Below are 23,164 nucleotides of genomic sequence, written 5' to 3' on the forward strand. Positions count from 1 at the left end.
CGTTACAGCAAACCGCACTGCGCGAGGACGCGACTCCATGTCCGAGGTGATCCTGCTCGAGGACGAGCCGGTGCTGTGCGAGGAACTCGGCGAGTTCCTGCAGGATCTGGGCTACGTCGTCCTCTGCGTGGACAGCATCGCCGGCTTCCGGACGCGGTTCGATCCGGCGCGCCACACCATGGCCGTGATCGACGTCGGTCTTCCCGACGGCAGCGGCCTGGAACTGGTCAGTGAACTGCGGCGTGCCGGCCATCGGCTGGGCATCGTGGTGTTCAGCGCGCGCAACACCGCCAGCGACCGCATCGCGGGACTGGAACTCGGCGCGGACCACTACCTGGGCAAGGGCGTCGATCTGGACGAACTCGCTGCCACCCTGGCGTCGCTGGGCCGGCGCCTGGCCCTGCCGCCACCGGCGGCGCGCTGGGTCCTGGAACTGGCCGCCGCACGCCTGAACGTTCCCAACGCGCCGCCGGTGCCGCTGTCGCGCCAGGATCTGCTGGTGCTGGCCTGCCTGATGCGCCATGCCGGCGAGAGCGTGGGCCACCGCGAGATCGCCGAGGCGCTGGGGGTGAACTTCCTCGAGTACGACCGGCGGCGGCTGGACACGCAGATGTACCGCCTGCGGCGCCGCGTGGAGGAGATCAGCGGACGCCCGCTGCCGGTGAAGACCTTGCGCAACAGCGGCTATCGCTTCCACGCGCCAGCGGCGATCGCCCCCTGAGCGCCGCGGCGTGCCTCGCCGACGCGCCCTGCGGCCTGGCCACCAGTGCGCAAGCTCCGCTGCCGGCTCCCGCAACACGATGGCCCCGAAACGAAAAACGCCGGCGATGCCGGCGTTTTTCTTTCCTCGCAGGCATTGCGGGGCCGATCAGCCCTGCCACTTGCCCAGCGCGGCCAGGCCGTTTTCCTTGGCGCGCTCGTACACCACCTGCTGCGCCTTGGCGAAATTGCCCTTCATGTCCTGCGCCCACAGCTTCAGCGCGGCCTGCTGCATGGCGCGGCCGTAGGAGAAGCTCAGCGGCCACGGCAGGTTGCCGAGCTGGTTCATCGCGTTGAGGTGCGCGGTGGACTGCTCGTCGGTCTGACCGCCGGACAGGAACACGATGCCCGGCAGGATCGCCGGCACAGTGCTCTTGAGGCACATCACGGTGGACTCGGCCACTTCCTCGACACTGGCCTGCTCGTCGCAGTCCTTGCCGGCAATGACCATCGAGGCCTTGAGGATGGTGCCTTCCAGGACCACGTTCTGCTCGTACAGCGCGCCGAACAGCGAACGCAACGTGGCTTCGGTGACCTCGTAGCAGGTCTCGATGTCGTGGTCGCCGTCCATCAGCACTTCCGGCTCCACCATCGGCACCAGGCCCTGCTCCTGGCACAGCGCGGCATAACGGGCCAGCGCATGCGCATTGGTCTCGATGCACACGCCCGACGGGATGTCCTCGCCGATGGTGATGACCGCACGCCACTTGGCGAAGCGCGCGCCGAGCTTGTAGTACTCCTCCAGGCGCGCGCGCAGACCGTCCAGGCCTTCGGTGATCAGCTCGCCCGGCATGCCGGCCAGCGGATGCGTGCCCTTGTCGACCTTGATGCCGGGGATGATGCCGTGCTCGGCCATGTACTTGGCGAACGGCACGCCGTCCTTGGTCTTCTGGCGGATCGTCTCGTCGTACAGGATCGCGCCGGAGATGTGGTCGCTCAGCTTGGGCGTGGTCAGCAGCAGCTCGCGGTAGGCACGGCGATTCTCTTCGACATTCTCGATGCCCACGCCGGCGAAGCGCTTGGCGATGGTGCTGGTGGATTCGTCGATCGCGATGATGCCCTTGCCCGGGGCGACCATTGCCTGTGCGGTTTCGGCAAGCTGTTCGATGCTCATACGGTTCCTGATGGCTGCAGCGGGGGAACGCCCATTATACCGGGCCGGCCTGCATGCATTCCGTTACCGCGGGGATTGCAAGCGGTTACAGGCGTAGACCGTGCATGTTCCCGGCACTTCAGCCAAATGCATCCGTCATTGCGTCACACTGCGCCTCTTGTTCGGCCTGCGCGGTCTGCAGCGGCGCAGTGTCCAGGGCCGGCACCGGCGCAGGCGCGCCCTGCGCTGTCGGCAAGGCGATGTCGAGCGCATCGAGCAAGGGCTGCCAGTCGTCGGCACTGCGCGCGCGGCGGTGCGCCAGCAACGCGGCGTGGTGGCGCAGCCCCGGCAGCTGCCAGCGCAGTTCGCAGCAGACGCGATCGACTTCCTCGGCCGCTTCCGGCGCGGCGATCAGCCACGGCAGTTGCTCGACCATCTTGCCGGCGCCGGAATCGTGGATGGCCATGATGTAGCCCACGATCAACAGCAGCAGATGCTGCAAGGCCGCGCGCTCGTCCTCGCGCAGGTCGCCGCCGCGCTGCAGCCGCAACGCCTCGTCGCGCGCCCGCTCCAGGCCGTCGAGCAAGGCCGCCACCACCTCGCGCAGGTGCTGCGGATCGTGCGCCGGCGCCTGTTCCAGCGCGCAGTCGCGCAGGCGCTCGGTCAGCAGGTCGACCACGTCGCGCGGGAACTGTCCGGGCACCACGCGCAGCGCGATGCGCATCCGCGCCAGCGCCTGCGCATGGCCCTGCTCGCGTTCGAACAACCCATCCAGCGCTTCGGCACAGGAGATCAACCGGCCCAGCGGCGACAGCGCCGACGCGCCGACCGGATAGCCGGAGCCGTCGATGCGTTCGTGGTGCTCGCGTGCGGCCGCGGCCTGCTGCGCCGAGTACACGCCGGATTCGCCCAGCAGCGCGGCGCTGATCACCGGGTGCACGCAGCGCATGCGCCACTGCGCGAAGTCCTGCTGCGCCTCGGGAATCTCCAGCACCACCGGATCCACGTACATCTCGCCGAGATCGTGCAGCAGGCCGACTTCCGCGGCCTCGCGCATCGCCGCATCCGAGCGCGACAGCAGCGCCGCCAGCCAGGACACCAGCATCGCCACCCGCACCGCGTGCGAGAACGCGGCCGGCCGGGTCTGGCCGAGGGTGGTCAGCAAGGTGCCCGGCGCGCCCAGCGTGCGGGCGCGGGCCAGCATGGCCATCACCGGCTGCGCCTGCTCGCCCAGCAACTGCCGCAGGTGCGGGTGTTCGTCCAGTTCGCGCTGCGCGGCCAGCTGCACTTCGCTCGGGCGCAGTTCCTCGCAGAACGCCAGCGAGGATTCCAGCGGACGCAGCAGGCGCCGCGCGATCAGGCGCTCGCGCAGGCCGGCGTTGATGCGCTGGCCCTTGGCGACGAGCAGGATGCCGCGGCGGTCGCGGATATCCTCGGTGACCACCAGCTCGCGCGTGGCCGAGGCCTGGATCAGGTGTTCAAGGCAATGCGTGCCGGGGCGCTCGGGCAGGTCCAGCCCGAGTTCGGCGTGCGCGCTTGGGGACGTCATGGGGGTGTCGCACGATCAGGGAACGGGAGGGCGCCGCGCCGTTCCATGCGCGATCGAACAGGTATTGCCGACGGCGCGGCGGCCGGAGCCGCCGCGCCGCGTCCTTCAGAGTTCGCCCAGGCCGCTGGCACGGCCGTCCGGGCCGACCTCGAGCAGGCGCAGGGTGTTGGTCGCGCCGTGGGTTTCCATGTGCTCGCCGCTGGTGAACACCACGCGGTCGCCCGGCGCCAGCAGGCCGGCTTCGACCAGCACGCGGATCGCGCCGCGCGCGGCCTCGCGCGGGGTCAGGCCGCGACTGTCGAAGTTGATCGGGAACACGTCGCGCATCATCGCCATGTGCCGGCGCGCGCCGTCGTGGCGGGTCACCGCGAAGATCGGCGCCTTGGCGCGGAAGCGCGACAGGTAACGCGGGGTGCCGCCGGATTCGGTCATCGCCACGATCGCGCGCACGCCCACATGCTGGGACAGGAACATCGTGGCCATGGCGATGGCCTGGTCGGCGCGCTCGAGGTTGCGCGGGGCCATGCCGAAGTCGGTCTCGGTCTCGAACTGGCGCTCGGCGCCCAGGCAGATGCGCGCCATCGCCTCGACCGCGCGGATCGGATAGGCGCCGGCGGCGCTCTCGGCCGACAGCATCACCGCGTCGGTGCCGTCGATCACCGAGTTGGCCACGTCCAGCACTTCGGCGCGGGTCGGGATCGGGCTTTCCACCATCGACTGCAGCATCTGCGTGGCGGTGATCACCACTTTGTTCTGCGCCAGCGATTCCTTGATGATCTTCTTCTGCAGGCCCGGCAGCTCGGCGTCGCCGATCTCCACGCCCAGGTCGCCGCGCGCGACCATCACCACGTCCGAGGCCTCGACGATCTCGCTCAGGTTCTCGATCGCCTCGGTGCGCTCGATCTTGGACACCAGCGCCGCGTCGCAGCCGTGCGCGCGGGCGATGCGCCGCGCCTCGTTCATGTCCTCGGCGTTGCGGCAGAACGACACCGCGATGAAGTCCACGCCGATCTTGGCGACGATGCCGATCAGTTCCTTGTCGCGCTCGGTCAGTGCGCCCAGCGACAGGCCGCCACCCTGCTTGTTGAGTCCCTTGCGGTCGGACAGCACGCCATCGTTGAGCACGCTGGTGACGATGCGCTCGCCCTGCACCTCGACCACCTTCAGCTGCATCAGGCCATCGTCCAGCAGCAGCACGTCGCCCGGGGCCACGTCCTGCGGCAGGCCCAGGTAGCTGACGCCGACCTGGCTGGCGTCGCCCGGCGCGGCATTGGGGTCGGCGATGAGGTCGAAGCGGTCGCCGAGCTTGAGCGAGACCTTGCCCTGGGCGAAGCGCTCGATGCGGATCTTCGGACCGGGCAGGTCGGCGAGGATGCCGATCTCGGCGCCGACGCGGGCCGCGGCGGCGCGCACTTCGGCGGCGCGCTTGGCCTGGCCGGACGGATCGCCGTGGCTGAAGTTCAACCGCACCACGTTGACGCCGGCGCGGAACAGATCCTCGAGCACGCCGGGCGGGTCGGTGGCCGGACCGAGGGTGGCGAGAATCTTGGTGCGGCGCTGGCGTTCGATCATGATGGCATCCTTGGAAAAAGCGCTCAAAGCTAGCACACGCGCCCATCACACAGCATGGCATTTCGGCATAGACGCACGCGCGGCCCGGCATAGCGAGCGGACAATGCGGGACAGTATGTGGTCATGCCACGCCAACAGCCGCCGGCCCGCAGACACCGCGCGGGCAGGCTCACGCCAGGCGACGCAGCATGCGCAGCCAGCGCCCTGTGCGCCGGACGCACCGGCGCACGTGCCCATTCAGGCCGCGACGAGCGCCGGCAACTGCGCCGGCGACTGCGCCAGCACATCGGCGCCGGCCTGGCGCAGTTCCTCGGCATCGCCGAAGCCCCACAGCACGCCGATGCTGCGCATGCCGTGATGGCGCGCGCCGTCGATGTCCATGCGCCGGTCGCCGATCATGCGGCACTGCGCCGGCACGACAGAGAGCCGGCGCAGCGCCTCGGCGATCAGGTCCGGCTTGGCCCGCCGCGCGCCATCGTCGCTGGCACCGACGATCTCCTCGAAGCGAGCGCCGAACGGCAACTGCTCGACGATGCGCCGCGCGAAACGTTCGTTCTTCGAGGTCACCACCGCCAAGCGGTGACCGGCCGCAGCCACCGCTTCCACCGCCGCGCCGATGTCCGGAAACACCGTGTGCTCGCGCCAGCCGTGGCTGCCGTAGCGGCTGCGGTACAGCGTCAAGGCCTGCTCCACCAACGCCGCATCGCCGCCGAAGTGCTGCTGGAAGCTGTCGCGCAGCGGCGGGCCGATCCAGGCGCGCAACTGCGCCGGGGTCGGCAGCGGCTGGCCCAGTTCGGCGAAGGCATGACGCAGGCTGCCGACGATGCCGGCCTCCGAATCGACCAGGGTGCCGTCCAAGTCGAAGAACAGGACGTCGGCGGCGCTCACTCGCCGCGCGCCTGCAGTGCGGCCACCGCCGGCAGGGTCTTGCCTTCCAGGAACTCCAGGAACGCGCCGCCGCCGGTGGAGATGTAGCTGACCTGCTCGGCGATGCCGTACTTGTCGACCGCGGCCAGGGTGTCGCCGCCGCCGGCGATGGAGAACGCCGACGAGGCGGCGATCGCCCGCGCCAGGGTCTCGGTGCCCTTGCCGAAGGCGTCGAACTCGAACACGCCGACCGGGCCGTTCCAGACCACGGTGCCGGCCTTGGCGATCAGCTCGGCGTAGTGCGCGGCGGTCTGCGGCCCGATGTCCAGGATCAGGTCGTCGTCGGCGACATCGGTGACCGCCTTTACCGTGGCCTCGGCGTCGGGCATGAACTGCTTGGCCACCACCACGTCGCTGGGCAGCGGGATCGCCGCGCCGCGCGCATTGGCGTCGGCCACGATCTTGCGCGCGGTGTCGAGCAGGTCCGGCTCGCACAACGACTTGCCGACCGCATGCCCGGCCGCGGCGATGAAGGTGTTGGCGATGCCGCCGCCGACGATCAGCTGATCGACCTTGTCCACCAGGTTGGACAGCAACTCCAGCTTGGTCGAGACCTTGCTGCCGGCGACGATCGCCAGCAGCGGCTTGGCCGGTTGCTCCAGCGCCTTGGCCAGCGCATCCAGCTCCGCCATCAGCAGCGGGCCGCCGGCGGCGACCGGGGCGAACCTGATCACGCCATGGGTGGACGCCTGCGCACGGTGCGCGGTACCGAACGCGTCCATCACGAACACGTCGCACAGCGCCGCATACTTCTTCGCCAGGGCCTCGTCGTCCTTGCCCTCGCCGACGTTCATGCGGCAGTTCTCCAGCAGCACGATCTGCCCGGGCTGCACGTCCACGCCATCGACCCAGTCGCGGATCAGCGGCACGTCGACGCCGAGCAGCGCAGCCAGGCGGATGGCCACCGGCTCCAGCGAATCCTCCTGGGTCCACACGCCTTCCTTGGGCCGGCCCAGATGCGAGGTCACCATCACCGCCGCGCCCTGTTCCAGCGCGTGCTTGAGCGTCGGCACCGAGGCCAGGATGCGCTGCTCGGAGGTGATCAGGCCATTGTCGATCGGCACATTCAGATCTTGCCGGATCAGCACGCGCTTGCCGGACAGGTCGAGATCGGTCATTCGCAGGATGGACATGTGATTGCTCGCTTTCGTGGGGTTGCAAAGGGAAAACCGCGCCATCGGTGCAGTATCGGCGTCGGCATCGGAACGTCGGGTGCACGCCGTTCGGCCGATCGCCGCGCAGCGGCGAAACCACCATTGTCCGGCGTCGGCCGCACAGCGGCAAATCGGTGGGTGACGGTGCGCTGCCCCGCGCGCGCGGCGCGGCGTGCGCGCCGCCGCCGCGGGATCGATCAGCCCGTGCCCTCGCCGGCGCCGGGTTTGCGCAGCAGGCTGAGCGCGAAACCGACCACCAGCAGCGCACCGCCGACCAGCAGCGCCCACAGCAGCCAGGTCTTCCAGTCGCGCGGCGGCGGTGGCGCCTGCAGCGCCGCGGCACCGGCCAGTGGCTGCGCCGCGCCGAGGCTGGCAGTGGCCGGCGCCCATTGCGGCCCACGCTGGGTGTGCAAGGCCTGCAACGCCGCGGCCAGCGGCGCCTGCGCACGCTGGGTGCGCGCACTGCCGGCGGCCAGCGCATAAGGCGGCGCGCCCTGCGCGAGGAACACCAGCGTCTCCGGCTGGTAGCCCAGGCGCAGCGCCGGCCGCTGGCGGCCCGGGTCCTGCGCCGCCAGCAACCGCCAGTAGCGGTCGCGCACCGGCGCGGTCAGCGCCTGCGGCGGCGAGCGGCTGCCGCCGCCCACCTGGTAGGCCAGCCATGGACCGGCGCGGTCCTGCCACGGCGCCTCGGCGCTGTCGCGGCTCTGCACGCGCCATTCGATGGCGTTGTTGCCGGGCAAGGCGATGTCGACGCGCGTCACCGGGTAGCGCCCCGGCGACACGAAGGCATAGCCGTGCTGCGCGGGATCGGTGCTCGCCGCGTCCAGTTGTTGCCAATGCCAATCGGCGACGACCGGCGTCGGTGCCAGTTCGGCCTCCACCCCGGTCAGCGGCGGCGCGCCGGCACCGGCCAGCGGCAGCAGGCGCAGATAGCGCACTTCGCGGCCGATGGGGATGCGCAGTTGCTGCAGCCGGTGCCCCTGGTTGCTGAGGTCGACCAGGGTCGCATCGGCCACCAGCACCTCCCAGTCGCGCAGATCGTCGCTGCCCTCGACACGGTAGCGCGCCTGCTGTGGCTGCGCAGCGGCGGCCCATTGCAGCGACAGTGCGCGCAGCGGCGCATGCAGCGCACTGGCATCGACCAGCCAGCCGGCAGCGCCCGCGTCGGAGCCAGCGCCGGCCACGCGGGTCTGGATGCGGCGCACACTGCCGTCGCTGTCGCGCTCGGCGATCAGCTCCAGATCCGGGGTCCGCCCGTCGGGCGCCGCCGGCAGCGGAAACCACGGCAACGGCTGCCGGCGCGGCGCCGTCTCGGCCTGTTCGGCGGCGAACAGGGCCGCCGGCAGCGGGTCGCCCGCCGCGTTGAACACCTCCACGTCGCCCAGCGAGGCGCGCTGCGCGCTGCGGTAGACCGCATCGTCGAGCTGCACGCGATAGGCGCCGGCATCGGCGTCCTGCAGGGTCAGCGGCCACTGCTGGGCGTAATCGTCGCGCTGGCTGGCGGCGAACGCGCACAGCGGCAACCCGGCCAGCAACAACGGAAACAGCGCACGTCGGATCATGGGGTGGCCTCCTCGGCCGGTTCGGCAGCGCGCGGCGGCGCCGGCGCCAGATAGCCGACCACCGTACACAACAACCCGTACGCGATGAACGAGGCGATGCCGGCGACGTTGCCGAGGTTGCCGCGGTCCACCAGCAGCAGCTTGCCCAGCACCACCGCCATCAATACCGCGCCGGCCAGCCACAGGCCGCGCTGGCCGCGCCGCGAGCCCAGCACCCAGCCAAGCACGCCCAGCACGCTCCAGACCACGGTCAGGCTGGTCTGCGCCACGCCATTGCCGAGCACGCCGGGCCACGACACCGCCGCCCAGTAATGCACCGCATGCAGGGTGACGCTGGTGATCCACAGGAAGCCGGCACCGGCCAACAGCTGGGTGCGCCAGGGCCGCAGCAGCGCCGGCAGCTCCGCGGTGCGGGTCCAGCGCACGCCCAGGACCAGCAGCGCCAGCTGGGTCAGTTCCAGCGGATTGAGCACCGGCACCCAGGGCAGCGGCGCGCTGCTGCCGGGCAGGCTCAGGCTGTACAGCCAGGCCACCGCCAGCAGACCGAAGTAGGTGCTCTGCAGCGCGCTGCGGCACGGCGCGAATGCCGCACCCAGCGGAGCCGCCAGCCAGTTCCAGCGCCACAGCGACAGCGCCGTCGCCAGCAACCAGGGCGCCAGCAACAGCATCCAGCGCCAGCCGGCGGCGAGCTCGCTGTGCAGCGCGATCCAGGTGCACAGCAGCCCGACCACGCTGGGCCACACCAGCCACCACACGAACTGCGCCGCACGCGCGACGCCGCCACCGCTGTCGCGCAGGCACAGCAGGCTGCGCACGCCGAGCACCGCGAACAGCGCCCAGGCCCAGGCGCCATGCCCGGCGAACGGCTGCCCGTGCACATCGGCCTGCCAGACCGCCAGCGGCAAGGCCAGGGCCAGGCCACCCAGCGTGGTCGCGGCCAGCGCCAGTGCCGGCCAGCGCCGCTGCGCCTCGGCGGCGAGCCAGCCGCTGACCGCGACCCAGGCGAGCAGCACGTCGGCACGCGCGTCGGCGTCGACGAATCGCACGATCTCGGTGACGCCGATCCCGCACCACCAGAACAGCCCCCACACGTAGTAGCCCAGGGCCGGCACGGCGGCCCGCCCACGGCGGTAGCACCAGGCGCTGGCGAAGCCGGCCAGCGCCAGCAGCAGCCCACTCATGAAGGTGGCGTTGGCCACCGCCTGGGTGTCCTGGGCGATGTCCTCCACGCCCACCAGGAAACCGAACGACGCCGCCAGTTGCAGGCCGGCGCCGCTGAACTGCGGCAGCCAGCGCCGCTGGCGCAGGCCCAGCCACGCCAACGCCGCACCCTCCAGTGCGAACACGCTGGCGGTCGCGCGCGCGGACAGCGCCAGCGGCACCGCCAACGTGGCGAACCCCACCGCCAGCACCGCATACGCCTGCCCCAGCACCGCGAAGCTCGCGCGCCGGATCAGCGCCGCCGCCAGCAGGGCATAGATCGCCGCCAGTCCCAGCGCACACAGCGCCAACGGCAGGCCGTCGCCGCGCAGCAGCCCCGCCTGCAGCGAAAACGCGATCAGCGGCGTGCCGAACACCAGGCTGCCGTCGATCAGCGTGCTGCGCGCTGCCTGGCGCCGCGCGTACAGAATCGGGATCACCAGATAGAAGGCGAAGAACAGCAGCAGGAACGGCTCGGTGCTGGCGAACTTCTCGGGCCGGTACTGCAACACGCCCCACAGCGTGCCGATGCCGAAGGTGAAGCCGAACCCGAGCAGGTTCAGCACCCGCCACGGCCGGTACCAGGCGATCGCGAACACCGCCGCATTGAGCAGCGCGTAGTAGGAGAACAACGCGACGTGGTTGCCGCTGCCGGTGGACAGCCATAGCGGCGCGAGGAAGCCAGCCAGCGTGCCCAGCACCGCCAGCGTGCGCGATTCCTGCGCCACCGCCAGCACGCACATGCCCGCGACCAGGGCGACGCTCAGCGCCAGCGCCGCGCCGGCGGGGATCAGCCCGGACAGCTTGAAGGCGGCGAACACGGTCAGCAGCAGCACACCGATCGCCCCGCCCTGCAGCGCCAGCGCAAAGCTGCGCTTGCGCGTGCGTTGGCGCCAACCGAAGGCCAGGCCGGCCAGCGACGCGGCGGCGATGCCGGCGTAACGCAGCTCGATCGGCATGCGCAGCCAGCCCTGGTCGCCGGCGTACTTCAGCAGCGCGGCGACGCCGGCCAGCAGCACCAGCATGCCGATCTTGACCGGGACATTGCCCTCGGTGAACCAGCGTTTGATCCCGCCCAACAGCCGTTCGATCGGATCCGGCCCACGCGGCGCGGCGGGCTGGGCCGTCGCGGCGGTACGCGCCTGGGCTTGCTGCTGCTCGGCGCGTTCGACCGCGGCGGCCAGCGTCGCGAAATCCTCGCCCCTGGGAGGCACCGGCAAGGGCGGCGGCAGCGGCGGCGGCGCCGCGGCGCGCTCGGCGAACGGGTCTGGACGCGGAAGGTCGAGGCCTGCAGCGAACGGCATGTCCTCCGCCTCGACCTCGGACTCGGCGACGGCGGCCTGGCCCTCTGCGACAGCGGCCGCGGAATCGGCGCGATCCGTTGCGGCGGCAGGCGTGGCGGCGGCCATCCGCGCCACCTGCGCCTCCAGTGCGGCGAGCCGCTGGCGCAGGCGCGACTGCCCGACCAAGGCCACGATCGACAGCAGTGGCAGCGCCAGCACCACCAGCGCCGCAAACACCACCAGCACGACCAACTTGTCCATTCGTCTCACATCTCCAAAGGCGGTGGTGCGGCGCCCGTGGCGCGCACCGGGAGCCCGGCGGCGCCGGACCTGGCGCAGATGGTAGACGAGTTCGGCGCCGACATCGGCCCACGGACGGGGCCGCAGCCCAGTCAGCGCAAGGCCCGGCGTTCCGACAAACGGTCTTCACACCGCCCTCAAGTCCCGTGCACCGGCGGCCGCTACACCCCTTATCGCGTCGTCCGTCTGCTGTTTTCTCCCACCCCACCGGCAGCATGAATGAACCTACCCGCCCACCCCGCCGACGCGGGGATCGATGACCATATTCGCGCCGTCGTCGGCTTGTCCGACCAGTTGCTCGGCCAGTTGCGCCGCTCGCTGCAGGGGATCGATGCGATCAACCGCACCACCCACATGATCTCCATGAACGCGCGCATCGAGTCGGCGCGGATCGGCGCCGCCGGACGCGGCTTCAGCGTGATCGCGCAGGAAATGGACGGGCTGTCGCGACGCGTGGCCGAGGCCACCCAGGACCTGGACAAGGTCGCCGCGCGCACCAGCGCGGAGATGCGGCAGACACTGGGCCGCCTGCAGGACGACGTGCGTCGCACGCGGCTCAGCGAGCTGGCCCTGAGCAACATCGACCTGATCGACCGCAACCTCTACGAGCGCAGTTGCGACGTGCGCTGGTGGGCCACCGACGCGGCGGTGGTCGCCGCGTCGCGTGCCGACAGCGATGCCGAGGCGCTGGCCTACGCCTCGCGGCGCATGGGCCAGATCCTGGATTCGTACACGGTCTACTTCGACCTGATCCTGGCCGGAAGCGATGGCCGCATCCGCGCCAACGGCCGGCCGCGGCAGTTCGGCTCGGTCGGCAGCGACGTCTCCGCGCAGCCATGGTTCGAACACGCGATGCGCACGCGCAGCGGCGAGGAATTCGGCTTTCAGGACGTGCATGCCAGTGCGCTGGCCGACGGCGAGCGCGTGCTGGTGTACGCATGCACGGTGCGCGACGGCGGTCGCGTCGATGGCCGCGTGCTGGGCGTGCTGGGCATCGTGTTCCGCTGGGACGCGCTGGCGCAGACGATCGTGCAGCGCACGCCGCTGTCCGAATCCGAATGGGGCCGCAGCCGCGTCTGCATCGTCGATGCGCAGGGCCGGGTGCTGGCCGACTCGGCCGGGCGCATGCTGCAGGACCGGATCGACTTCGACGGCCGCGACGCCTTGTTCAAGCAGCCGCGCGGCGCCGTGCTGATCGATCTCGACGGCCGGCCGCACTGCATCGCGCACGCCGCCTCTCCCGGCTACGAAACCTACCGCACCGGCTGGCACTCGCTGATCCTGCAGGCGCTGTAGGAAATATTATTGGAAGGTCAGCCAAGGAAGCATCCAAGGGCGCTTGTCGGCGTCACCTGAGCGTGATAGAAATCGCGCAATCGCGCTCGATACGCTCGTCCATGGATCCAGCACCACTAGAGCAAGGATGTACCGCAATGCACAGGTTTCGTCGCTCCTGCGTTATGCGCTTGCTGTGCGCTTTTGCGTTATTAGGCGTGTCGCCACTCTCTTCTGCCGACATGTTCGGCAAACCCGAAGATATCGCCCGCAGCTGGGTCGGTCACGACGCCGGCGAATTGATGATGCAGTGGCCGGTAGACCGTGGCCTGTACACCTCTGAAAACCCCGAGACTCACGAAACCGCCTATACATACAACTTCGGTGTCGATGCGCACTACCGCACCGACTACTGGACCACGCAGGGCGCAGTCGTCGGCATGACCCCGGGCGGCGGGGGCATGGCGCCCACACCGATCTTCGAACAGAACGAGCACAGCCAGCAGGTGTATGTGCCGGCCGAACATCACTGCGAAGTCACCTTCATCGCAAATGCCGAGGGCATCATCACCCGCTACGACTTCGCCGGCAGCAAGTGCGATCCTTACTTCCGAAGCTGGGGCCGGCCAAAGAAAAGCAAGTAAGCACAGCGCAGGTAAGCCAGCGCTTCATCATACCTACAGGGGCAGATCAATGACCGCAAAGAAACCGCTCGTCCGCTTCGCTTGGTCGGCTATCGCATTGACACTACTGGCGATGGCCGCATCCGCGATGGCCTCAGAAGTACGGCACGGCGAGATCGTGGCGCTGGAGCCGATCGAGAACAAGAATACGGACGTGCCTGAGCGCACTAAGAAGATCACGGATGTCGCGTCCAAGCTCGGCGGCATGGCTGGCAGCATTTTGGGTTTGAAAGCCAGCAATGCCAACGTCGGCGCAACGGCAGTGGCCGCTGGCGCCGGCGAAGCCGCAGGCAAGACCGTCGGCGCCAAGATCGCCGGCAATGGCCCGGCGGCGCACTATATGGTTAAAGTCCGCTTCGACAACAAGACGCAAGTGGTGGTCTCCAAGCCCAGTGCCGAGGTGTCCGGGCTGGCGGTCGGCAGCCGGGTCAAAGTGACCGGTAGCGGAGAGGACATGCGCATCGAAGCCGAGTAAGCGCAGCGCCAACGGCAGCCGGTTCACAACGGCGATAGGACAGACACAAAAAAAGCGCCGCAAGGCGCTTTCTTTGTGGACGACGCCAGGCGGCTTACTTCGCCACCACCTTGACCATTTCCAGGCACTTGTTGGAGTAGCCCCACTCGTTGTCGTACCAGGACACCAGCTTGACGAAGGTGCCGTCCAGGGCGATGCCGGCATCGGCATCGAAGATCGAGGTGCGCGCGTCGCCGCGGAAATCGGTGGCCACCACCTTGTCCTCGGTGTAGCCGAGGATGCCCTTCAGCGCGCCTTCGCTCTGCGCCTTCACCTCGGCGCAGATCTCGGCGTAGGTGGCCGGCTTTTCCAGTTCCACGGTCAGGTCGACCACCGACACGTCCGAGGTCGGCACGCGGAAGCTCATGCCGGTGAGCTTCTTGTTCAACTCCGGGATCACCACGCCGACCGCCTTGGCCGCACCGGTGCTGGACGGAATGATGTTCTCCAGGATGCCGCGGCCGCCGCGCCAATCCTTGTTGCTCGGGCCGTCCACGGTCTTCTGGGTGGCGGTGGCCGCGTGCACGGTGGTCATCAGGCCGCGCTTGATGCCCCACTTGTCGTTGATCACCTTGGCCAGCGGCGCCAGGCAGTTGGTGGTGCAGCTGGCGTTGGAGACGATGGCCTGGCCGGCGTAGGTGCTGTCGTTGACGCCATACACGAACATCGGCGTGTCGTCCTTCGACGGCGCCGACAGGATCACCTTCTTGGCGCCGGCGTCCAGGTGCTTCTGCGCGGTTTCCTTGGTCAGGAACAGGCCGGTGGACTCGATCACCACGTCCACGCCGACCTCGCCCCACTTCAGCGCCGCCGGATCGCGTTCCTGAGTCAGGCGGATCTTCTTGCCGTTGACCAGCAGATGATTGCCGTCGACCGACACCTCCGCCTGGAAGCGGCCGTGCACGGAGTCGTACTGCAGCATGTAAGCCAGATAATCCGGCTCGAGCAGGTCGTTGATGGCGACGATCTCGATGTCGCTGCCGAAATTCTGCACCGCCGAGCGCAGCACGTTGCGCCCGATGCGACCGAAACCGTTGATGCCGACCTTGATTGCCATTTCAGTAGCTCCTGCGGCCGCGCCTGGCGCGGCGGATGGAAGGGGAAATCCCATTCTAGCAGGCCGGCCGCGCCACGCCGGACACGCCGGTTTGATCAGGATCAAGGCGGCATGGGGCGGCGCGCCGGACACTGCGTCCACACCCAACCGAGACTCCACCATGCGCACCACCTCCCCCCTCCTGCTCGCCGGCCTGGCCGCCGCCCTGACCCTGTGCGCCCTGCCGGCGCTGGCGCAGTCGCAAGGCGACTGGACCATCGGCATCGGCGCCCACCAGGTCAACCCGAAGTCCGACAACGGCACGCTCGCCGGCGGCACCCTGCCGCTGCGCATCGACAGCAACATCCGGCCGACGGTGACCTTCGAGTACTTCGTGCACCAGAACCTGGGCGTGGAAGTGCTGGCTGCGCTGCCGTTCGAGCACGACATCAGCGTCAAGGGCGTGGGCAAGGTCGGCAGCACCAAGCACCTGCCGCCGGTCGTGTCGCTGCAGTACCACTTCAACAGCGCCGGCAAGGTCTCGCCGTTCGTCGGCGCCGGCCTCAACTACACCACCTTCTTCAGCGAGAAGACCACCGGCGCGCTGGCCGGCAGCAAGCTCAAGCTGGACGACTCCTGGGGCCTGGCCGCGCATGCCGGCGTGGACATCGCGCTCACCGACAAGTCGGCGCTGCGCGTGGACATGCGCTGGATCGACATTGACAGCAAGGTCAAGGTCAACGGCAGCGACCTGGGCACCGCGCACATCGATCCGCTGGTGTACGGCCTGGCCTACGTGATGAAGTTCTGAGACGGGCGCCGGCGCCGCTGCGACCTGCGGCGCCGGCGGCAACAGGATCGGCGCCGCTCGCGGCAGCGGCGCCATTCCGGAGCATGGCCGTACCGGATCGACGCGCGGGCCGCACACACGGCCTCGCCGGAGCGCAGCGCGTCCGCCCCGCTTCTCTGGCAGACTACGCGCCACACGGATGTGGATCGGTGCCCGCCGGGCCGACACGGGGTTCGCATCCGCCCACTCGTCGTCCACCGGGGTCTCCCATGCCGCCACGCCTGTTCCGTCGCCTTGCCGTCGCCGCCCTCGCCAGCATCGCCCTGCCCGCCGCGGCGCAGTCGGCCGGCCACTTCACCACCAGCTACGGCCTGCACGGCATGGTGCCGGGGTCGTCCAACGGCACGCTGCGCGGCAGCGATCAGCGCTTCGACGCCGACGTCGCGCCGGCCGTGTCGTTCACCTACGAATACTTCTTCCGCGGCAACTTGGGCGTGGAGATCCAGGGCCTGGTCGGCCAGCAGAAGATCGGCGTGGACCGCGGCGGCGACATCGGCAGCGCCTGGATGCTGTCGCCGACCATCTCGCTGCAGTACCACTTCAACGGCAACGGCGACATCTCCCCGTTCGTCGGCGCCGGCCTCAACTACACTGCCTTCCTCGGCAGCGACGGCAAGGGCGCGTTCGCGTCCAACGACGTGAAGTTCAAGGACAGCATTGGCCCGGCGCTGCATGCCGGCGTGGATTTCGCGGTCGGCGAACGCAGCGCGATCCGCGTGGATGCGCGCTGGACCGGCATGCGCAGCGACGTGAAAGTGGACGGCAGCACGCTCGGCAAGGCCAAGCTCGATCCGGTCACCTACGGCGTCGCGTACCTGATGTATTTCTGAGCCTGCAGCCGGGTCGTGTCCTCGGACGCGGCTCGGCGCGGTCGGCGACGCCGTCTGGCACCGGCGTCCGCCGTGCTGAGCGGCAACGCAACAGACCTGACGCGCGTCATGGCCGCGTCGTCGGCGCCGGCTAGAATCGGCGCATGAAAATCTCTCCCTTCGTTTGCACCGCGCTCGCCGCGGCCCTCGCCGCCGCACCGTCCGCCGCCTTCGCCTGGGGCCCGCTGGGTCACCGCCTGGTCGCCGATCTCGCCGACACCCAGCTCACCCCGCAAGCCCGCGCGCAGGTCCGCACTCTGCTGCAGGGCGAACCCGACCCGACCCTGGCCGGCGTCGCCAACTGGGCCGACCAGCTCCGCGAACACGATCCCGACTTGGGCAAGCGCAGCGCGCGCTGGCACTACGTCAACCTGGCCGAGAACGACTGCCACTACGAGCAGACCCGCGACTGTCCGGACGGCAACTGCGCGGTCGAGGCACTGCGCCGCCAGGCCGCGATCCTCGCCGACCGCAGCCAGCCGCAGGCCGCGCGCGCGCAGGCGCTGAAGTTCGTCGTGCATTTCGCCGGCGACGTGCAGCAGCCGCTGCATGCCGGCTACGCCCGCGACAAGGGCGCCAACACCGTGCAGATCCAGTTCGAGGGCAAGGGCAGCAATCTGCATTCGCTGTGGGACAGCGGCCTGCTGCGCAGCCGCGGGCTGGACGAGCAGGCCTACCTGGCCGAGCTGGAAAAGCAGCCGTTGCCGGCGCCCTCGCCGGCGGGCAGCGCGCTGCCGCCACCGGCCGCGGCGTGGGCCGAGGCCTCCTGCAGGATCATGCTGCGTCCGGGCTTCTATCCGCCCGGCGCCACGCTGCCGGCCGATTACGTGACGACCTGGCGCCCGGTCGCCGAGGCGCAACTGCGCCAGGCCGGTGCGGATCTGGCGGCCACGTTGAACGCAGCGCTGGGCAAGTAAGCCCGGCGCACCGTATAGGAGCGGCTTCAGCCGCGATGGGCTTGCCTGGGCAAACCCATCGCGGCTGAAGCCGCTGCTACGAGAGCGTTACGCAGAATTCAACTGTGCAAGCGTCCAGCGCACGATCTCGGCGGTGCCGATGGCGCCGCTGTGTCGGCCGAGCTCGCGGCCCTGGCGCAGCAGGAGCAGCGTCGGGATGCTGCGGATGCCGAAGCGCCGGGCCAACGCCGGCTGCGCGTCGCTGTCCAGCTTGCCCAGGCGCAGCCGCGGCTCGAGCTGCGCGGCCGCGGCCGCGAAGTGCGGGGCCATGGTCCGGCACGGGCCGCACCACGGCGCCCACACGTCCACCAGCAACGGCAGCTCGCTGCGCTCGGCGTGCGCGGCAAACGTCTCGGCGGTCAGTGTGACCGGTGTGGCGTCGAACAAGCCGCGATGGCAGCGTCCGCATTGCGGCGCGTCCGCCAGTTTCGCCTCCGGCACCCGGTTGAGCGCGGCGCAGTGCGGGCAGGCGACATGCAGCGGCGTGGTCATGCGCCGGCCTCGATGCTCTTGTCGCCCAGCAGCACGGTGCCTTGCGCATCCTTGACCGTGACCTGCACGTCGATGCCCTGGCGCACGCTCTGGGTGACCACGCAGAACTGCTCGAACTGCGCCAGGATCCGTTCCAGCTGCGCATAGTCCTGGTTGGCGCCGGGCAGTTGCAGTTCCACCGACGCCTGCGGAATGCGCCAGAACCCTTCCGGATTGCGCATCGGCGTGGCGGTGATGTGCGCGACCACCCCGGCCGGATCGTTCTTGTACTTGCGCATCGCGAACAGCAGGCTGGCGGCCAGGCAATTGGCGATGCCGGCCAGCAGGATGCGCGTGGGATTGGGGCCGCGCTCCTGGCCTAGTGGCGCGGTTTCGTCGCTCAGCCAGGGCTCCAGCGCGGTTTCGTCGAAGCGAATGCGGAACGCGAAGTCCGTGTCCTGCTCCAGGGTGACGCGGATCGGATCGCCGATGGGCATCGTGTACTCCATTCCAGTGACTCCGCCGACTCTACGCCCGCGCCAGCAACGCCATGTCGACACAGCGACTGCGTCACACGCACCTAGCGCAGGCCGAACGTGACGCGGCGCTGTCCGGGCCATGCATGCGGCTGCGCGCATATTAGCGTCGGCTGATATGATGCACCGCACCATTTCCCTTCGAGCGCTTCCATGCCCGGCTCCTCCGCCCACGCCCTGGTCGATCGCGCGCGCGCGCAGATCCACGAAACCCCTGTCCACACCGATGCCGCCGCCAAGCCGCTGCCCGGCGAATGGATCATCGACGTGCGCGAACCCGGCGAGTTCGCCATGGGCCATCTGCCCAACGCCATCAACATTCCGCGCGGCATCCTCGAGTTCCGCCTCGATGCCGATCAGGCGCTGACCCGGCGCGATCAGCCGATCCTGCTGTACTGCGCCAGCGGCGGCCGTTCCACCCTTGCGGCGCTGAGCCTGCAGCACCTCGGTTACACCGCGGTACGTTCGCTGACCGGCGGTTTCCTCGGCTGGGCCGCGTCCGGTGGCCCGGTCGATTTCGACTAGATGTTGCGCCCCATCGCGTACGCGCCGGATGCCGCCGCCGTCGGCGCGCACGCCGGCGACGCCGCGCGCCTGCTGAAGCGGCTCGGCAACGAGAAACGACTGCTGCTGTTGTGCCTGCTCACCGAGCGCGAACACTCGGTCGGCGAACTCAACGCGCGCGTGGCGCTGAGCCAGTCGGCGCTGTCGCAACACCTGGCGCTGCTGCGCGAGGATGGACTGGTGCAGACCCGCCGCGAGGGTCAGACCATCTATTATTCGCTGGTGCCCGGCCCGGTGCAGCGCATCCTCGAGGTGTTGCACGGCATCTACTGCAGCGCCGCGCCACCTGCCGCCACCCGGAGCGATCGATGAGCCAGCATCCGCACGTCCACGCCTTCCACCATGCTGGTTCCGGCACCTGGAGCTACGTGGTCGAGGATGGCCACGACGCCGCGGTGATCGACCCGGTGGTGGGCTACGACCCGCAGACCGGCGCACTGGACGACGCGCCGGCGCAGGCGTTGGCCGCGTGCCTGGACGCGCGCGGACTGCACCTGCGCTGGATCCTCGAGACCCACGCCCACGCCGATCATGTCTCCGCCGCGCAGTGGTTCAAGCAGCGATGGCCGCAGGCGACGCTGGCGATCGGCGACGGCATCCGCGAGGTGCGCGCCCGTTTCGCGCCGCAGTTCGGCCTGGACGCGGACGCGCAGGCGCGCTGCGGCTTCGATCACCTGCTCGCCGATGGCGAGCGCTTCGCGATCGGTGATGTGCAGGCGCAGGTGATCGCCGTGCCAGGCCACACCGGCGACAGCGTCGCCTACCTGATCGGCGATGCGCTGTTCCCGGGCGATTCGCTGTTCATGCCCGACAGCGGCACCGCGCGCTGCGATTTCCCCGGCGGCGACGCGGCCACGCTGTACCGTTCGATCCAGCGGCTGTACGCGCTGCCGGAGGCGACGCGCGTGTTCGTGTGCCACGACTATGGCGCCGGCGGCCGCGCGGTGGCCTGCCAGACCAGCATCGGCGAACAGCGCCGCAGCAACATCCATGTGCGCGATGGCATCGACGAAGCGGCCTTCGTGGCCTTGCGCCAGGCGCGCGATGCGACGCTGGCCGAGCCGCGGCTGATGCAGCCGTCGGTGCGCGCCAACATCCAGGCCGGCCGCACCGACGACCTGGCGCCGCCGGCGGCGTGAGCAGGCAGCGCGCCGCCGGCGCGCTAGGATGCGGAGTTGCGACAGCGCTGCGCGACCGTACGCGCGCGCCGCCGCGCCCTGCCGCATCGCCTACCTGCCCGCCGCTGGAGTGACCCATGACCCGACCGCTGCGCCGCCTGCTGTGCCTGTGCACCTTGATCGTCGCCACCGCGATCGCGCCGGTCTCGGCGCAGACGCCGCTGACCGTGTTCGCCGCCGCCAGCCTCAAGGAATCGCTGGACGAGGCCGCCAGCGCCTACCAGCGCGCCAGCGGCACCCCCGTGCAGGTGTCCTACGCCGCCAGCTCCACGCTGGCCCGGCAGGTGGAACAGGGCGCGCCGGCGGACGTGTTCGTCTCCGCCGACCAGGAGTGGATGGACTACCTGCAGCAGCGCAAGTTGATCGATCCGGCACTGCGCCGCGACCTGCTCGGCAACACCCTGGTGCTGGTGGCGCCGGCCGCCAGCAAGGCCCAGGTCGACCTGCGCAAACCCGGCGCGCTGCTCGCCGCGCTCGGCGCGCAGGGGCGCCTGGCGGTCGGCCAGACCGCCAGTGTGCCGGCCGGCAAGTACGCGCGCGCCGCACTGCAGGCGCTGGGTCAGTGGGACAGCGTGCAGCCGCGCCTGGCCGAGAGCGAGAGCGTGCGCAGCGCGCTGATGCTGGTGGCGCGCGGCGAAGCGCCGCTGGGCATCGTCTACGGGTCCGACGCCCAGGCCGAGCCCAAGGTGCGGGTGGTGGCGACCTTCCCCGCCGACAGCCACGCGCCGATCGTGTATCCGGTGGCGCCGCTGCGTGCGAGCCCGCAAGCCAAGGCCGCCGCCGAGTTCGTGCGCTGGCTGGGCACGCCACCGGCACAGGCGATCTTCCGTCGCCACGGTTTCTCGCTCGCCCGTTGAGGCCTGGCGTTGTTCGATTTCACCGCGCAGGAACTGACCGCGATCGCGCTGAGCGTCAAGGTCGCGCTGGTCGCGGCGCTGGCCAGCCTGCCGTTCGCCGTGGCCTGCGGCTGGTTGCTGGCGCGGCGCCGCTTCTTCGGCAAATCGTTGCTGGACGCGCTGCTGCACCTGCCGCTGGTGATGCCGCCGATCGTCACCGGCTACGCGCTGCTACAACTGTTCGGCCTGCAGGGGCCGATCGGCGGCTGGCTGTTCGAGCACCTGGGCGTGCAGTTCGCGTTCCGCTGGACCGGCGCGGCGCTGGCCAGCGCGGTGATGGGCTTTCCGCTGATGGTGCGGGCGATCCGCCTGGCAGTGGAGTCCACCGACCGTCGCCTGGAAGCGGCGGCCGCCACGCTGGGCGCCGGCCCATGGCGGGTGTTCTTCACCATCACCCTGCCCCTGGCATGGCCCGGCGTGGTCGCCGGCGGCGTACTCGGCTTCGCCAAGGCGCTGGGCGAGTTCGGCGCCACCATCACCTTCGTCTCCAATATCCCCGGACAGACCCAGACCCTGGCCTCGGCGATCTACAGCCTGCTGCAGGTGCCCGGCGCCGAAGCCGGCATCTGGCGGCTGGCGGCGGTGGCGCTGGCGATCTCGCTGGGCGCCTTGCTGGCCTCCGAATGGCTGGTCCGGCGCCAGCGCGGCGCGGAGGCGGATGCATGAGCCGCGCATGCACTCGGAGCCTGCACCGATGCTGAGCATCGACCTGCAGTTGCAGCGCGGCCGTTTCGCCCGCCACGTGCGCATCGAGGAACAGGCGCGCGTGGTCGCGCTGGTCGGTCCGTCCGGTGCGGGCAAGACCAGCCTGCTCAACGCCATCGCCGGCGTGCTGCCGCCGCGCAGCGGGCGCATCGCCATCGATGGCCGGGTGCTGTACGACAGCGCTGCCGGCATCGACCTGCCGGCGCATCGCCGCGGCATCGGCTACGTGTTCCAGGACGCGCGCCTGTTCCCGCACATGGACGTGCGCCGCAACCTCGGCTATGGCCGCCACGGCCGCGGCCGGCCGGCGCGCTTCGCACTGGATGCGGTGGTCGACCTGCTCGGTATCGGCGCCCTGCTCGGGCGGCGCCCCGACACGCTCTCCGGCGGCGAAGCGCAACGCGTGGCGATCGGCCGCGCACTGCTGTCGCAGCCGTCGCTGCTGCTGTTCGACGAACCGCTGTCGGCGCTGGACGCCGACCGCCGCAGCGAACTGATCCCCTACCTGCAGCGCGTGCGCGACGACGTGCGCCTGCCGATGCTCTACGTCAGCCACCAGGCCGAGGAAGTAGCGCGCATCGCCGACGCGGTGCATCGGCTGGACTGACGCAGACGTCGCGTTCACCCGGGCCGGCGAGACTGAAGGCCCCGCCACGGCAGACTGCGCATGCGCCGCTACCGCAAGCTCGACTTCCCCACGCAGGACGTGCGCCGCTTCCTCGAGCCGGGCCCGGTGGTGCTGGTCAGTTCGGCCTGGAAGCAGCAGCGCGACGTGATGACCCTGGGCTGGCACATGGTGCTGGAGTTCTCGCCCTCGCTGCTCGCCTGCTGCATCTCCAGCGCCAACCACAGCTTCGCGCTGCTCCGGCGCAGCAAGCAATGCGTGATCAACCTTCCCACCGCCGACCTGGTCGACACTGTGGTCGGCATCGGCAATACCAGTGGTGCGGACCTGGACAAGTTCGCGCACTTCGGCCTCACCGCGGTGCCCGCCACGCACGTGGCGGCGCCGCTGATCGCCGAGTGCTACGCCAGCTTCGAATGCCGCCTGCACGACGGCAGCCAGATCGGCAAACATGGCCTGTTCGTATGGGAGGTGGTCAAGGCGCACGTCGCCGCCTCGCCCAAGCGGCCGCGCACCCTGCACTACCGGGGCGACGGCCGCTTCATGCTGTCAGGCGCGGAGATCTCGCGGCGGCGCCTGTTCAAGCCGGAGATGCTGTAGTTCCCGG

General features: G+C 70.1%; 24 protein-coding genes. 14 read left to right on the forward strand and 10 right to left on the reverse strand.

The window, feature by feature from the left end:
- Positions 1–37 precede the first annotated feature (37 nt).
- Positions 38–721 carry a response regulator transcription factor gene (locus SLW55_RS08095; protein WP_267102948.1) on the forward strand — a complete coding sequence of 228 codons (684 nt, stop codon included), beginning with the start codon at positions 38–40 and terminating at the stop codon, positions 719–721.
- Positions 722–868: 147 nt separating this feature from the next.
- On the opposite strand, the gene SLW55_RS08100 is transcribed toward SLW55_RS08095, so the two are convergent.
- From SLW55_RS08100 to SLW55_RS08130, 7 genes are all read right to left on the reverse strand, one after another.
- Complete coding sequence (locus SLW55_RS08100; protein ID WP_010341500.1) at positions 869–1,873, reverse strand: class I fructose-bisphosphate aldolase; 1,005 nt, start codon at positions 1,871–1,873, stop codon at positions 869–871.
- A 118-nt stretch (positions 1,874–1,991) separates the two neighbouring features.
- The gene (locus tag SLW55_RS08105; RefSeq protein WP_267083753.1) at positions 1,992–3,401 is read right to left on the reverse strand and encodes an HD domain-containing phosphohydrolase; all 1,410 of its coding nucleotides are present in this window, start codon (positions 3,399–3,401) and stop codon (positions 1,992–1,994) included.
- A 105-nt stretch (positions 3,402–3,506) separates the two neighbouring features.
- A complete protein-coding gene (gene pyk, locus SLW55_RS08110; RefSeq protein ID WP_010341498.1) occupies positions 3,507–4,973 on the reverse strand; it encodes a pyruvate kinase in 1,467 nt (488 codons plus the stop codon).
- A gap of 237 nt (positions 4,974–5,210) precedes the next feature.
- On the reverse strand, positions 5,211–5,861 hold the full coding sequence (locus SLW55_RS08115; protein ID WP_320744934.1) for an HAD-IA family hydrolase: 651 nt from the start codon (positions 5,859–5,861) through the stop codon (positions 5,211–5,213).
- Positions 5,858–7,033, reverse strand: a complete 1,176-nt coding sequence (locus tag SLW55_RS08120) for a phosphoglycerate kinase (protein WP_320744935.1) — start codon at positions 7,031–7,033, stop codon at positions 5,858–5,860. The genes SLW55_RS08115 and SLW55_RS08120 overlap by 4 nt, the downstream gene beginning before the upstream one ends.
- 218 nt (positions 7,034–7,251) lie before the next feature.
- Positions 7,252–8,616, reverse strand: a complete 1,365-nt coding sequence (locus SLW55_RS08125) for a DUF3999 domain-containing protein (protein WP_295914689.1) — start codon at positions 8,614–8,616, stop codon at positions 7,252–7,254.
- Positions 8,613–11,360 (reverse strand): DUF2339 domain-containing protein, encoded by a 2,748-nt coding sequence (locus SLW55_RS08130; protein WP_320744936.1) that lies wholly within the window; start codon positions 11,358–11,360, stop codon positions 8,613–8,615. The genes SLW55_RS08125 and SLW55_RS08130 overlap by 4 nt, the downstream gene beginning before the upstream one ends.
- 258 nt (positions 11,361–11,618) lie before the next feature.
- Between SLW55_RS08130 and SLW55_RS08135 the strand changes: the two genes are divergently transcribed.
- The 3 genes from SLW55_RS08135 to SLW55_RS08145 all read left to right on the forward strand — a co-directional run bounded on the left by SLW55_RS08135 (position 11,619) and on the right by SLW55_RS08145 (position 13,832).
- A complete protein-coding gene (locus tag SLW55_RS08135) occupies positions 11,619–12,695 on the forward strand; it encodes a cache domain-containing protein (RefSeq protein ID WP_295935323.1) in 1,077 nt (358 codons plus the stop codon).
- A gap of 137 nt (positions 12,696–12,832) precedes the next feature.
- Positions 12,833–13,318 carry a hypothetical protein gene (locus SLW55_RS08140; RefSeq protein WP_152239963.1) on the forward strand — a complete coding sequence of 162 codons (486 nt, stop codon included), beginning with the start codon at positions 12,833–12,835 and terminating at the stop codon, positions 13,316–13,318.
- A 112-nt stretch (positions 13,319–13,430) separates the two neighbouring features.
- Positions 13,431–13,832 carry a hypothetical protein gene (locus SLW55_RS08145; RefSeq protein WP_017917378.1) on the forward strand — a complete coding sequence of 134 codons (402 nt, stop codon included), beginning with the start codon at positions 13,431–13,433 and terminating at the stop codon, positions 13,830–13,832.
- Positions 13,833–13,926: 94 nt separating this feature from the next.
- Here SLW55_RS08145 and gap read toward each other — a convergent pair whose 3' ends face one another.
- The gene (gene gap, locus SLW55_RS08150) at positions 13,927–14,928 is read right to left on the reverse strand and encodes a type I glyceraldehyde-3-phosphate dehydrogenase (RefSeq protein ID WP_017911669.1); all 1,002 of its coding nucleotides are present in this window, start codon (positions 14,926–14,928) and stop codon (positions 13,927–13,929) included.
- 160 nt (positions 14,929–15,088) lie between these two features.
- Between gap and SLW55_RS08155 the strand changes: the two genes are divergently transcribed.
- The 3 genes from SLW55_RS08155 to SLW55_RS08165 all read left to right on the forward strand — a co-directional run bounded on the left by SLW55_RS08155 (position 15,089) and on the right by SLW55_RS08165 (position 17,543).
- The gene (locus tag SLW55_RS08155; protein WP_267083760.1) at positions 15,089–15,718 is read left to right on the forward strand and encodes an OmpW family outer membrane protein; all 630 of its coding nucleotides are present in this window, start codon (positions 15,089–15,091) and stop codon (positions 15,716–15,718) included.
- A gap of 248 nt (positions 15,719–15,966) precedes the next feature.
- Positions 15,967–16,587 (forward strand): OmpW family outer membrane protein, encoded by a 621-nt coding sequence (locus SLW55_RS08160; protein WP_267099937.1) that lies wholly within the window; start codon positions 15,967–15,969, stop codon positions 16,585–16,587.
- A gap of 143 nt (positions 16,588–16,730) precedes the next feature.
- Positions 16,731–17,543, forward strand: coding sequence for a S1/P1 nuclease (locus SLW55_RS08165; RefSeq protein ID WP_267099938.1), 813 nt, complete (start codon positions 16,731–16,733; stop codon positions 17,541–17,543).
- 87 nt (positions 17,544–17,630) lie between these two features.
- Here SLW55_RS08165 and trxC read toward each other — a convergent pair whose 3' ends face one another.
- Entirely contained in the window at positions 17,631–18,074 is a 444-nt protein-coding gene (gene trxC / locus SLW55_RS08170; protein WP_267099939.1) for a thioredoxin TrxC, read from the reverse strand.
- On the reverse strand, positions 18,071–18,550 hold the full coding sequence (locus SLW55_RS08175; protein ID WP_019801935.1) for an OsmC family protein: 480 nt from the start codon (positions 18,548–18,550) through the stop codon (positions 18,071–18,073). The genes trxC and SLW55_RS08175 overlap by 4 nt, the downstream gene beginning before the upstream one ends.
- A gap of 192 nt (positions 18,551–18,742) precedes the next feature.
- On the opposite strand from SLW55_RS08175, the gene SLW55_RS08180 reads away from it, so the two are divergent.
- The 7 genes from SLW55_RS08180 (at position 18,743) to SLW55_RS08210 (ending at position 23,157) form a co-directional block, all read left to right on the forward strand.
- The gene (locus SLW55_RS08180; protein ID WP_267099940.1) at positions 18,743–19,114 is read left to right on the forward strand and encodes a rhodanese-like domain-containing protein; all 372 of its coding nucleotides are present in this window, start codon (positions 18,743–18,745) and stop codon (positions 19,112–19,114) included.
- Entirely contained in the window at positions 19,115–19,465 is a 351-nt protein-coding gene (locus SLW55_RS08185; protein WP_267099941.1) for a metalloregulator ArsR/SmtB family transcription factor, read from the forward strand. It abuts the gene before it with no gap.
- Complete coding sequence (locus SLW55_RS08190) at positions 19,462–20,292, forward strand: MBL fold metallo-hydrolase (protein ID WP_267099942.1); 831 nt, start codon at positions 19,462–19,464, stop codon at positions 20,290–20,292. The genes SLW55_RS08185 and SLW55_RS08190 overlap by 4 nt, the downstream gene beginning before the upstream one ends.
- A 116-nt stretch (positions 20,293–20,408) precedes the next feature.
- Positions 20,409–21,188 carry a molybdate ABC transporter substrate-binding protein gene (modA, locus tag SLW55_RS08195; RefSeq protein ID WP_017917367.1) on the forward strand — a complete coding sequence of 260 codons (780 nt, stop codon included), beginning with the start codon at positions 20,409–20,411 and terminating at the stop codon, positions 21,186–21,188.
- Positions 21,189–21,197: 9 nt separating this feature from the next.
- Positions 21,198–21,893, forward strand: coding sequence for a molybdate ABC transporter permease subunit (gene modB, locus SLW55_RS08200; RefSeq protein WP_295914656.1), 696 nt, complete (start codon positions 21,198–21,200; stop codon positions 21,891–21,893).
- Between the two features lie 28 nt (positions 21,894–21,921).
- Positions 21,922–22,539: an ATP-binding cassette domain-containing protein gene (locus tag SLW55_RS08205; RefSeq protein ID WP_320744995.1), complete on the forward strand. Its 618-nt coding sequence runs from the start codon at positions 21,922–21,924 to the stop codon at positions 22,537–22,539.
- Positions 22,540–22,599: 60 nt separating this feature from the next.
- Positions 22,600–23,157 (forward strand): flavin reductase family protein, encoded by a 558-nt coding sequence (locus tag SLW55_RS08210; RefSeq protein WP_267082963.1) that lies wholly within the window; start codon positions 22,600–22,602, stop codon positions 23,155–23,157.
- The last annotated feature ends 7 nt before the right edge of the window (positions 23,158–23,164 follow it).

Source organism: Xanthomonas sp. LF06-19 (assembly GCF_034105425.1).
In the GTDB taxonomy this organism is placed as follows: domain Bacteria; phylum Pseudomonadota; class Gammaproteobacteria; order Xanthomonadales; family Xanthomonadaceae; genus Xanthomonas_A; species Xanthomonas_A sontii.

Excerpts from the sequence above, each read along its gene's own strand:
- SLW55_RS08190 (WP_267099942.1), top strand. The coding sequence starts at position 19,462 with ATGAGCCAGCATCCGCACGTCCACGCCTTCCACCATGCTGGTTCCGGC.
- SLW55_RS08105 (WP_267083753.1), bottom strand. The coding sequence starts at position 3,401 with ATGACGTCCCCAAGCGCGCACGCCGAACTCGGGCTGGACCTGCCCGAG.
- SLW55_RS08135 (WP_295935323.1), top strand. The coding sequence starts at position 11,619 with ATGAACCTACCCGCCCACCCCGCCGACGCGGGGATCGATGACCATATT.
- SLW55_RS08210 (WP_267082963.1), top strand. The coding sequence starts at position 22,600 with ATGCGCCGCTACCGCAAGCTCGACTTCCCCACGCAGGACGTGCGCCGC.
- SLW55_RS08185 (WP_267099941.1), top strand. The coding sequence starts at position 19,115 with ATGTTGCGCCCCATCGCGTACGCGCCGGATGCCGCCGCCGTCGGCGCG.
- SLW55_RS08130 (WP_320744936.1), bottom strand. The coding sequence starts at position 11,360 with ATGGACAAGTTGGTCGTGCTGGTGGTGTTTGCGGCGCTGGTGGTGCTG.
- SLW55_RS08155 (WP_267083760.1), top strand. The coding sequence starts at position 15,089 with ATGCGCACCACCTCCCCCCTCCTGCTCGCCGGCCTGGCCGCCGCCCTG.
- SLW55_RS08145 (WP_017917378.1), top strand. The coding sequence starts at position 13,431 with ATGGCCGCATCCGCGATGGCCTCAGAAGTACGGCACGGCGAGATCGTG.
- SLW55_RS08100 (WP_010341500.1), bottom strand. The coding sequence starts at position 1,873 with ATGAGCATCGAACAGCTTGCCGAAACCGCACAGGCAATGGTCGCCCCG.
- SLW55_RS08180 (WP_267099940.1), top strand. The coding sequence starts at position 18,743 with ATGCCCGGCTCCTCCGCCCACGCCCTGGTCGATCGCGCGCGCGCGCAG.
- SLW55_RS08140 (WP_152239963.1), top strand. The coding sequence starts at position 12,833 with ATGCACAGGTTTCGTCGCTCCTGCGTTATGCGCTTGCTGTGCGCTTTT.
- trxC (WP_267099939.1), bottom strand. The coding sequence starts at position 18,074 with ATGACCACGCCGCTGCATGTCGCCTGCCCGCACTGCGCCGCGCTCAAC.
- pyk (WP_010341498.1), bottom strand. The coding sequence starts at position 4,973 with ATGATCGAACGCCAGCGCCGCACCAAGATTCTCGCCACCCTCGGTCCG.
- SLW55_RS08125 (WP_295914689.1), bottom strand. The coding sequence starts at position 8,616 with ATGATCCGACGTGCGCTGTTTCCGTTGTTGCTGGCCGGGTTGCCGCTG.
- modA (WP_017917367.1), top strand. The coding sequence starts at position 20,409 with ATGACCCGACCGCTGCGCCGCCTGCTGTGCCTGTGCACCTTGATCGTC.
- gap (WP_017911669.1), bottom strand. The coding sequence starts at position 14,928 with ATGGCAATCAAGGTCGGCATCAACGGTTTCGGTCGCATCGGGCGCAAC.
- SLW55_RS08095 (WP_267102948.1), top strand. The coding sequence starts at position 38 with ATGTCCGAGGTGATCCTGCTCGAGGACGAGCCGGTGCTGTGCGAGGAA.
- SLW55_RS08205 (WP_320744995.1), top strand. The coding sequence starts at position 21,922 with ATGCTGAGCATCGACCTGCAGTTGCAGCGCGGCCGTTTCGCCCGCCAC.
- SLW55_RS08165 (WP_267099938.1), top strand. The coding sequence starts at position 16,731 with ATGAAAATCTCTCCCTTCGTTTGCACCGCGCTCGCCGCGGCCCTCGCC.
- SLW55_RS08120 (WP_320744935.1), bottom strand. The coding sequence starts at position 7,033 with ATGTCCATCCTGCGAATGACCGATCTCGACCTGTCCGGCAAGCGCGTG.
- SLW55_RS08175 (WP_019801935.1), bottom strand. The coding sequence starts at position 18,550 with ATGCCCATCGGCGATCCGATCCGCGTCACCCTGGAGCAGGACACGGAC.
- SLW55_RS08160 (WP_267099937.1), top strand. The coding sequence starts at position 15,967 with ATGCCGCCACGCCTGTTCCGTCGCCTTGCCGTCGCCGCCCTCGCCAGC.